The sequence below is a fragment of the Eudoraea sp. genome (assembly GCF_049665975.1).
Lineage (GTDB): Bacteria > Bacteroidota > Bacteroidia > Flavobacteriales > Flavobacteriaceae > Eudoraea.
Genome location: NZ_JBATGR010000143.1, coordinates 1 through 10829, shown reverse-complemented (window position 1 = coordinate 10829; position 10829 = coordinate 1). Strand labels below are relative to the sequence as shown.

Sequence of the window (10829 nt, the reverse complement as noted above, 5' to 3'; positions counted from 1 at the left end):
TTCCAGAGCTGCTAGTCCATAGGGTGCTGTTTTCGGATTTGCTAGTGCAATATGGTTAATAGCAGAATCATTCAAGGATTTTATCGATACCGGCAGGCCGTCAACCATGGTCCAGAGTACTAGTTTTCCATAGGCATAGATCTCAGGGGCTGCTGTGGTTAGGCCTTTCTTAAAAAGATCCGAAGGGTATTTCATATCAGCCGAGACAAAAATATCAAAGGGTGCGCCTTCAATAATTTGAGCGGTATGCTTACCAGAAGAACCTATGATCAATTCACAGCTAATACCAGTCTTTTCAGTGAATTTTTCTATAATTGACTCTAATGCGTATTGGGTATTAGCAGCAGCGGCAATTGTAATTTTAGAAGGTTCATTTACTCCCGCACAGGCATAAACAAGAGCTATTAAAGCAATTCCTATTAGGTTAAAAACTAAATTTTTTTCAATCTGTAAATTATTATATAGAAGGACTTTAAAATTCCAATTCGGCATAGGCAACTTCTTTAGTGATATCCTCTATATTACCGGGATATTCTTTTCCCCTTAACCGGCTTACTGTGTGAGCTTTTAGTTCATCTTCCGGATATGATTGTATCAATTCCTGAATAGTTTTTTTATCCAAATCCTCCTCTATATGCTCTAGCCATTTGTCTGCCAGTTCATCTGGCAAAATTAATGGCATTCGGGGTCCAGCTGCTTTTGGATTATTATGGATTTTGGACATCATAGCATTGCCTACGGTTGTCACTATAGAAAAGGTATTGATCAATTCACCAGTTTCTGTATCTACCCATTCGCTCCAGAGCCCGGCCAGTGGCAAAGGTTCATTATCCTTCCTGCTCACATAAAATGGATAGGTTTTGCCGGCATAATGATGATGTTCATAAAAGCCGTCTACATAAATAATACATCTTTTATTTTTGGCTGAATTTCGGAAGGAGGGCTTCTCAAAAATGGTTTCTCCTCTTGCGTTAAGAGTATTGTTCCACAGTTTTTTTAATTGTGACTTATCTTTTACCCAAAACGGAACAAGGCCCCAGGTTGCAAGAGTTGGTTCATATGGAGAACGATCAGGATAAATAAATAATTTTGGGTGATTAAAACCCGATACATGATAAAGCGGCAGATCTGATAAGGGCGCCAGCTTTTCAATGATCTCCTCAATGGCCTTCTCATTTCCGTAATGTCTGGCCCTTTTTAACTGGGCTTCCAGACTTGCCTTGATATCGTAACACATATCTCAATTTTTAGATCATGAGGAAGAATTAAATTTAAGAAATTTTGTTCAATAATTGATTGTGGAAAAAATTAGGTTAACTACTGAATTAGTCAAAACCAGTAAGGACAAGATAAAGGTTTGATTTTTAACTTTATAAAGGCATCCATACTAATAGTGCCGACTGAATGATAAAAAACAAAATAAATGGAATTACGAAGAACCCCATAATATCTCTTGCCTGCAATTTGGTTCCGGCTGCCATTACTGGAAAAATTATAAGTAAATAGAAAGGTTGAAGGGCATTACTCAGGCTTTCTCCATAAGCTATGGACATTGATGCTCTGGCGATCATGGAGGTAACTTCAGATTCACTCAACCCTGCACCCAGTTCCTTTACTACAGTAATAATGCTGGGACCTATTACAGCAAATTCTCCACCCGCGGATGGGATGGCAAAATTCACCAAACCACCGGAAACATAGGCTAAAAAAGGATAGTTGGTCATGGTGGCAATTGATGATTGTATTTCTCCAATTTTATCACCCAAACCCGTTGAAAACATAATTCCCATAATACCAGCATAAAATGGATATTGGAAAAGAATTCCAGAAATATTGCTACTTGAACGTTTCATGGATATGCTATAACGAAGCGGGGTCTTATGCAGAAATAGGCCAATCATCAAAAACATAAATATGATAATATTAAAATTCAGATCAAACCCATTATTGTAGAAGTAGTGACCAATATAAATGAAACCAAAAATTGCAATGGTCATTTGTAAATAGGCGCTATTATTCAAAATGTCGGAGACGGCCCTAAAAGGAAGCTGATATGATTCTGCTTCTGCTTTTACTGAAGTTTCTTTTTCTGAATTATCCAGGATCAAAAGATCAGATAATTCTTTTTGCTTGTTGTTTTTTGGAATCAAAATGAGGAATAACAACGGACCTACCACAATAAAAAGTACAATCATGGCCAGGTTGAGCGCAGAACCCAGAGTATAGGAAGTTGGTATCAAATCTGAAAGAATTCCGGCTTCTATTAAAAAATTATTCTCGGTGTTTAATAATAGCGCTATGGAACTAGACGCGCCGGCAACCCAACTACCCAAACCAAAGTAAACACAGGCGATTAAGAAAGGATAGTTTAATCCTTTAACTTTTTTAGCCAGTTCTCTGGCTAAAATGGCAACAATTACAATCATTCCAAAGCTGATCAGGGAAAACAATGCGCTGAAAATCAACACAAATAAATAGACATGCCCCGGAGTTTTTATAAAACCAGCTATCCAATTAATCCCTTTTTCAACGGGAGCTGATTGGGCTATGCTGTAGGCCGTTATTATAACAAGAATAATCTGCATTCCAAAGGCTAATAAGGTCCAAAAACCATTATACCAGCCACCAATAATGTTCATAAATGAAGCATCGGTCCAGATAAACGCCATAAATCCAGTGAACAAGGTGAGAAGTAATGCAAAAACATAGGCACTTGGCATATATCTTATAAAAAGATCCGTGAAAATTTTTCCTAGTGCTGAAATCATATTACTTACCAATCAGTAGTGTTTGGTTATAATTTACTGATAGATTAATTAAATATAGCAGTTAAATGCTGAACATTAAATCTGAGTCAAAAAAAATGTGCGATGCTCACTTAACTACATCGCACATTAATGGATTTATCAGTTAGATTTTCTAACCCGAACGGGATACTCAGGTCGTTTGCGAGTTACAGGGGGATTACTTTTGAGCTGCTCCAGCACAACTTCAATAGCTTTTTCCAATTGAGGATCACCTCCAGAAATAACTGCCTTGGGTAATTGTTCTACTTCAATATCCGGGGCAACGCCTTCATTTTCAACCCGGTAACCATCTTCATTCCAAAAGGCGACATTGGGCGCAGTAACCGATCCGCCATCTATGAATTCAGGGTAGCCTAAAACACCTACTAACCCGCCCCATGTAGTTTTTCCAATTATGGTTCCCAGTTTAAATTTTCTAAACATCCAAGGGAGATAATCTCCCCCGGAGCCTGCTGTTTCATCAATAATCATAACCTTAGGACCTTGTATTGATGCACTTGGAGCTTTGAGGTCGTTACCATATCTGAAATTCCAGGAGGCCTGATAGGGCTTCTTTAACATATCTATATAGTAATCTGCCAATTGCCCGCCGCCATTATGTCTTTCATCAACTATTATGGCCTTTTTATTAGCTTGTGGGAAAAAGTAGCGTTTAAAATATTCATGTCCCGCCCCTGCCGTATTGGGAACATACACATATGCTACCTGTCCGTTTGTAGCTTTGTCTACTTTTTTAATATTTCCTTCAACCCAATCCCTGTTTCTAAGGGAACGTTCACTTTCTATAGGAACTACCTTCACTTTTCGAGAACCAGACCCGTCTGCTGAGGCTGAAACCGTAAGTTCTACAATTTTATTTTCTGTGTTTTCAAAGAAACTATAAAGATTTTTATCTGCAGTAACCTCATATCCATTCACTGCTATTAAATATTCCCCCACCACAATGTTTACTCCTGGTTCCGTCAATGGTGAGCGAAGCTCCGGTGTCCAGTTGAGACCTCCATATATCTTAGCAAAGCGATACCTGTTCTCAACCACTTCATAATCTGCTCCAAGCAGTCCTCCACCTACTTTATCCGGGTTATTCATTCGATCTCCCCTACTGCCAAACCTATGGTGTCCTACTGCTAATTCACTGCACATCCATTGCATAACTCTGTAGAGATCACTTCTGCACGTGACATCGGGTAGAAAGCTTTTATATTTTTCTTTCATGGCATTCCAATCCAAACCATGCATTCCCGGGTCGTAGAAATAGTCCCTGTTCACACGCCAGGTTTCATCAAATATATTAGACCATTCTTGTCGGGGATCTATTTTAACCTGGATGGCATCCGTATTAATTAATCCATTTTCAGGTTTTTTACCTACCTCCGTAATTCCCCATGTCTCGCCATTCAGGTATAACATTTTTTTCCCGGAAGCAGCAATGGTATACCAATTTGCCAGCATTACTTCCTCGTCTTCCCGCTTTTTTAAATCGTACATTCTAAGAGACTGCGGCTCGCTGAAACTGCTATGTGGTTTTCGGGATAAATAAAATAATTTCCCCTCTTCCGAACAACTTAAACCTGAATACATTCCGGGCGAAATAGGCAGGTCAATAATTCGATTTGAAATTTGCTCCCAATCAATTCTCAATGGAGCAGCCGCTTTCTTTTCCTTCTTATCATCTTTATCTTCGGAATCTTTTTCAGATTTTACATCATCTTCGTCATTTTCTTCATCATTTTCTTTAGCTAAAGGAGAAATAAGTTCTTTCTGTAGCGTTACCAAATAAATAGAATTAGTCATTTCCATATCCTGATTAGACTGATCAAACCAATTCACAACCGGACCGGCATCTGTGGAAGCAAGCATATAGATATATTTCCCACTTGGGTCAAAGACTGGCTCGCTAACGTTTGAAAGTCCATCGGAAAGTTCGAAGGATTTATTCTGATCCGTCGAATATACGTAGGCTCTTTCAAAATTTGTATCCGTAATAATCGTGTATGACACCCATTTCGAATCATGTGACCAGGATCCAAAAAGTTCCCTGAAAACACCAGGAAAATACAGCTTATCTGTTCCAATTTTAGTAATCTTTCCGTTGGATGTATCGGCCATGTATAAATTACGCCCATTATCCACGAAGCATAACTTTTTACTATCTGGTGACCAATGTAAATAGGCGTAAAAACCAGAACCGGAAATAGGAAGTTTTTTTACTGTTCCATTTTCCAATGTTTTAAGATGCAGGCTATATTCACCTGAAGCGTCAGAAAAATAGGCTATTTGTTTGCCGTCGGGTGACCATTTCGGGTATTTCTCATGAACCCCTGGAGTTTGGCTGATGTTCTCTACATCACCTTTTTCAGCAGGTACTGTAACTATATCACCTCGGAAATCAAAAACTGCTCTGGCCCCGGAAGGTGAAATACCGGCACTTCTAATGTATCTGTCTCCAGACACATAACGAGATCTTAGTTCAAGTAAATCTGTAGCGATGGAGATAGTAAGTTTTGTACTGGATAAAGAATTTATATCAAATAAATGTAAATATCCGGCTTGCTCGTAAATTAAATCATTGTTATTGGTATTGAGACTTATCACGGGAAAATCGTCATAATCTGTGAGTTGGGTAACCCCTTTTGTATCCAAATCATAGGCATATAAATTAAATTCACCGTTGCGATCACTTCTGAAAAACACTTTATTACCTATCCATTGTGGATTGGTATCATTACTACCAGAAGCCGGTTTACTGATTTCCGTAACTTCATTAGTCTCTGTATCGTAAATCCATATACGCGATTGAGTGCCACCTCGGTAATTTTTCCATTGGTTAAACACTTCGTATAAAGGAGTGTAAGCTATGTATTTCCCATCGTCTGAATAAGCCGCGTTAAATGCAGTGGGAATAGGTAATTCCAAAGGCTGACCACCTTCAGTTGCAACCGTATAAAGCTTGGCATGCCGATTTGTATAGGTAGATCTGCGAGAGATGAAAAGTACATTTTTACCATCAGGGGTAAAATCCCTGACCTGATCCCAACCTGGATGCCATGTTAATCTTTTAGGAATTCCTCCTTGCGCGGAAACAACAAATACGTCTATATTACCGTCATATTCAGCACTGAATGCAATTAAAGAGCCGTCCGGTGAAAAAACAGGGTTCGATTCTACGCCCTCATCAATAGTAAGCCTTCTGGGGTTAGAACCATTTTTATTGGCAATCCAAAGATCTTCTGCATAAATAAATGCGATATTGTTTTCACTAATTACCGGACTACGCATTAACCTCGTATCAATTGAATTTTGTCCATTAATCTGGGAAAGCCCTATTGACATAAGTATGGCTAAGAAAAGTTGATTTTTAAAATGTATAGTCATATAATAAATATTTTAATGAGTTTAAATTTATATTTATGGAGGGAAATTCATAACGAGTATAAGGCTTAAATATAAGGTGGATTTTGGTCTTAAGAAATTTAGGAATAGAATTTTTTCGGAACCTGTCAATGGATGCAAAATGATGCTGGAGCAAATCTAGTTTGATTCTGGAAGCTTACTGATCCAATTTTCCAAAGTGGTTAAGTATTTGGGATGTAACTTGGACCAATAGGGAAAATCACTTTGCCCAACATTATACATGGAATGTGAGGCCCCATTTAATAAAATTATCTTATATTTTTTGTTTTGAGCCTGATCAAGTGCATCTGAAATTACTTCATAACTATTCACAGGTATAATTTCATCCAAACTACCCTGAACAACTAGTACAGGCTGTTCTATTTTTTCAAAATAAGGAATGGGCGTAAAGTTTAGTTTCTTATCTATTTCGATTTCATCAAGATTGGGAACCCATACTTTGTCAAACCACTCCTGAGATTTAGCAATATTGATCTCTTTCTGAAGGGTTTCTTTGGAAATTTGACCCGCAATGGTTTCAAAAACCTTTCGCTCAAATTTTGTAGCCTCAACCATATTATCACCCAGTATTTCTTTATTTCTGTTTTTCCAGTAGTTAAGATCACTTTCCAATAAGGTAGAACCCGGACAACTTACGGCAATGCCATATTTGAGGTCTTTTAATTCATTCAAAATATATGGGATCTTGCTGGCTCCCTGACTGCTGCCTTTAATACCAATGTGGTTAATAGGAATGTTTGTCTTTTGAGAAAACCATTTAATAGCATTAATATCATCTGACACAAGTTCTTCTATACTGGCCTTTGTCCATTCGCCTTCAGAAATACCTGTCCCCCGTTTGTCATAAATAAAAGTAGTATAACCTCGTTTTGTAAAAAGCTGAGCTTCCGCTCTGGAAGCACTCCTGTCTGAATTACCAGAGGAAGTGACAATAACCAGGGCTTTTTTGGTATTTTTTGGGGGATAGTAAATAGTGCCCTTCAATAGCAGGTCATTGGTTTTAAAACTTATGTCCTCAGCAGTTGGGATCTCCTTACTACTTGCTAAAGATTTAAAGAGCGTATATGGAATTTTCATTGTGTCCACAGTTAGTGTACCCCGGAGTTCAGCGTTATTTGCCCATTTATTTTTAAATGAATAGGTGTAAAAATCGCTTTGTAATTTAAAATTAATTGAATCGTCTTTTACGTCAAGCTCTCTAAATGGAATTCTGTTGGCGTTTTGTTCAAGGCTTGTAAAATAGACCTTCCATTGAGTGGAATCTTGTTCCAGTTCAAAAACAATGGAATCTTCAAAACTCCCTTTTTTAAAAAGACCGCTATAATTACCACTGCGGTCAGATATTTCTGGCTTCGATTTATTGACACAGGATATTATCGAAAGGGTCAGAATCAAATAAAGGTATTTTCTCATGAGTTATGGATGTTTAACTTTTGGAAACGGAATTCTTTTTTCTTGCTTCTATGCTATACACCATTGGAATTTTGTTACCAAGGTGTTTAATCCTGTACTTACCGGGTTCAGGTTCTATGATGAGTTTAAAACAATTGTAAGGCGAATAATCATATTCTTCAAGGGATGTCAATTCAAGTCCATTATTTAAAAGACTTGTGATCACTTCGCCTATGCTATGATTCCACATAACGTATTTCAGCGTGAGATTAGCATCCCTGTTTGCATATGTTCCTGTTTCAGTTTCTTCAATAGGCCCGGAATTGAAATAGTTGTATTCTACCTTACTAAATTCATTATCAAACATCCAGACTACGGGATGAAATTCTACGAAAATAAGTTTGCCGCCAGGTTTTAAAAAATCAGAGACAATTTGCCCCCATTTGTCAATATCAGGAAGCCAGCCTATAGTTCCATAAGTAGTGTAAACAATATCAAATTCCTCATTTAAATGATTAGGCAGATCATAAAGATCGCAGTTTATAAATTTAGCATCAAGATTTGTTTTCTTAGCCAATTCCCTGGCCCTATGAATAGCCTGGTCTGAAAGATCTACCCCGGTCACCGTGCCACCCATCCTTGCTAGTGAAAGTGTATCCAGGCCGAAATGACATTGTAAATGCAAAATACTTTTGCCTTTCAGATCATCAAGGAGATTTAACTCTATATTTTTAAGAGTTGTCTTTCCTTCAAGAAACTCTTTCACATTATAAAAATCGGACTCCATATGAGTATCCGTTTTACGGTTCCAGGAGTCCTGGTTTATTTTAAGGTAATCAGAATCAGAATCCATTTGTTAAAAGCTTGTTTTTATATTCTGAAGATACTGTTCTTTTGTTATTCTGTAGTATAAAGAGTCTTCAATGCCCTTACAGTTATCATTTTTCCAGTAGTCCATTGAAAGTTTTTCCAAAACCTTTATGGAGGCTTTATTCTGTCTGGCAACTCTGCCAATTATCTCGTTTAAATTGAGTTCTAAAAATCCATGTTCAAGGCAGGCTTGGGCTGCTTCTGTGGCATAACCTTTATTCCATTCTCTCTTAAAAAAACGAAATCCGAGATCGACTAAATTTTGCTCATTAAATTTTAGTCCGCACCACCCAATAAAGGAGTCGGATGCCTTGGTAATAACGGCCCATCGGCCAAAGCCATTTTTTTTATAATCCTTGTAATTAAGAAGAAATTCCCTTGCCATTTTTACACTTGCAAATGGAGGATCACCGGTATACTTTATAACTTCCGGGTCTGAATTTAATTCCCAAATATTTTCGGCATCATCCAGAACAAATTCCCGTAGCAATAATCTGGGAGTTTCTGCAATGTATTTTCCTGAACGATTCATTCCTTTATCAATTTTATCACAAGCCCAATTTGCCCTAAATGGTAGATGTCGTGGTGTAACATACCTTCAAGCACAAAAGAATAAGGATAATTACCTTCAAATTCGGGATCATAGTAGTATTCATCTAAAAATGTATCATCCTTATCTTTTAATAGTTCCAATAATTCCAGGAGTGTTTTATTATCTTCTTCCCGGATCTTGTCCCAGCCAATAGCCTTTAATTCTTCATTTGATCTCCATACCTCTGGATGAGCATCCGTAAGTTCTCCCTTGCCTGTCTTTAATTTTAAGATGGTATCCTTTCGCCAGGAAATGATATGTGCAATTATTTCGGCGATACTGTGCACAGCAGGTAAAGGACGTATAAACATCTCATTTCCTTTTAATTGAGATAATTTTTTAGCATAGGATTGTCCCGCCCAAATTGGGCCATTATGAACCTCACTTAGTTGCCTTATTGTCAAATTAATTTGCTTATTCATAATCAAACAGAAAATACTTACTTATTAATGAGACGAATTATTTATAGTAATGTATCGAAGACCGTGAAATCATGATATGATATCCAAAGGTTTCGTTTCTTTCCAATTACCCCGGGTAAAATCTGGAAATGACTGTGGAGCTCCGTCATTAGCTACAGAACGTTCACTTAAAGGTGAAACCGCACTCCAGAAACAACCTTCATAAACATTTTGATCAAGGGGTAGGCCATTTCTAAGACATTCAATAATCCGGTAGACCATCATCCCATCCATGCCTCCATGCCCACTTTCATTGGTAGTAGAGGACAAGCGCTTGTATAAAGGGTGATCATATTTTTCATAAATAGATGACAATTGTTCTCCCTGAACCCATTGATGATGACTATCTGTAATGCCTTCAATACCACCTTCCAAAGCGACACGCGTAGGAAAACCGGCCAAAATACCTTTGGTACCCTGTATTAAATTGAGTCTGGTATAAGGTCGTGGACTGGTTTCATCCCATTGCACCATAATTGTTCTTCCAAGACTTGTCTTTATTATCGAGCTATTCATATCACCCCCTTTAAAATCCAATTGATTCCATTTATGGTCCTGAGGAAAATTTTCTTTGGCATAAAGAGCACGACCCCTGGCGGGAGTGGAATAGGATACGAGACTTTTAAAGGTATCTTCTGTACGACCCAGATTCATATATTGTGCTACCGGACCCAAGCCATGAGTAGGGTAGAGGTTGCCGTTTCTTTTGGCATAATGGTAAGTGCGCCATGAACCTGTTCCGCGCTCAACCTCATTCATCTGTGTCCTTAAATCATGAATATATGCTGCCTCGCTATGCAATAGTTCACCAATGACTCCTTGTCTGCACATATTTAGAAATAGTAACTCGTCACGACCATAATTGACATTTTCCATCATCATACAGTGCTTTCTCGTCTTTTCTGATGTGTCTACAATCTTCCAGAGTTCTTCAATGCTAATAGCCAAGGGGACTTCAACGAAGGCATGGGCACCTTTATTCATCACTTCAATAGCCATAGGGGCATGATTAACCCAGTTTGTTGCAATAAAAACCATATCGGGTCGCACTTCTTCAAGCATCAATTTCCATTTATCTGAGTCCCCGTAATAGGTAGCAATATTTTGATGTCTTTGACCGTTGCCCATTTCAGTAACCACAGCAGCCAATTTAGTAGCAAGATCTTCAAACAAATCGCATATGGCCACTATTTGTGTGCCCGGAAGAGAGGCGGCAAACTGTAAATGAGCCGGTCCTCTGGCTCCAACCCCAATTACCGCAATTCTAACGGTCTCCAACTTCTGAGCGGCAAA

9 protein-coding genes are annotated in these 10829 nt (G+C 38.2%); all 9 read right to left on the bottom strand.

The window, feature by feature from the left end; translation table 11 throughout:
- The coding region (modA, locus tag WBN20_RS05480; protein WP_424280998.1) for a molybdate ABC transporter substrate-binding protein at window positions 1–492 on the bottom strand (492 nt) is incomplete at its 3' end.
- Window positions 473–1237 carry an SOS response-associated peptidase gene (locus tag WBN20_RS05475; protein WP_424272041.1) on the bottom strand — a complete coding sequence of 255 codons (765 nt, stop codon included), beginning with the start codon at window positions 1235–1237 and terminating at the stop codon, window positions 473–475. The genes WBN20_RS05475 and modA, both read right to left, overlap by 20 nt.
- Before the next feature lie 133 nt (window positions 1238–1370).
- Window positions 1371–2768, bottom strand: a complete 1398-nt coding sequence (locus WBN20_RS05470) for a short-chain fatty acid transporter (protein WP_424280997.1) — start codon at window positions 2766–2768, stop codon at window positions 1371–1373.
- A 138-nt stretch (window positions 2769–2906) separates the two neighbouring features.
- Window positions 2907–6182, bottom strand: a complete 3276-nt coding sequence (locus WBN20_RS05465; protein WP_424280996.1) for a S41 family peptidase — start codon at window positions 6180–6182, stop codon at window positions 2907–2909.
- Between the two features lie 156 nt (window positions 6183–6338).
- The gene (locus WBN20_RS05460) at window positions 6339–7634 is read right to left on the bottom strand and encodes an alpha/beta hydrolase family protein (RefSeq protein ID WP_424280995.1); all 1296 of its coding nucleotides are present in this window, start codon (window positions 7632–7634) and stop codon (window positions 6339–6341) included.
- A 13-nt stretch (window positions 7635–7647) separates the two neighbouring features.
- Window positions 7648–8466, bottom strand: a complete 819-nt coding sequence (locus tag WBN20_RS05455) for a class I SAM-dependent methyltransferase (protein WP_424280994.1) — start codon at window positions 8464–8466, stop codon at window positions 7648–7650.
- 3 nt (window positions 8467–8469) lie between these two features.
- A complete protein-coding gene (locus tag WBN20_RS05450) occupies window positions 8470–9015 on the bottom strand; it encodes a GNAT family N-acetyltransferase (protein ID WP_424274711.1) in 546 nt (181 codons plus the stop codon).
- Entirely contained in the window at window positions 9012–9497 is a 486-nt protein-coding gene (locus tag WBN20_RS05445; protein ID WP_424271710.1) for a DinB family protein, read from the bottom strand. The genes WBN20_RS05450 and WBN20_RS05445 overlap by 4 nt, the downstream gene beginning before the upstream one ends.
- A 69-nt stretch (window positions 9498–9566) precedes the next feature.
- On the bottom strand, window positions 9567–10829 hold a 1263-nt coding region (locus WBN20_RS05440; protein WP_424280993.1), incomplete at its 5' end, for a Gfo/Idh/MocA family protein.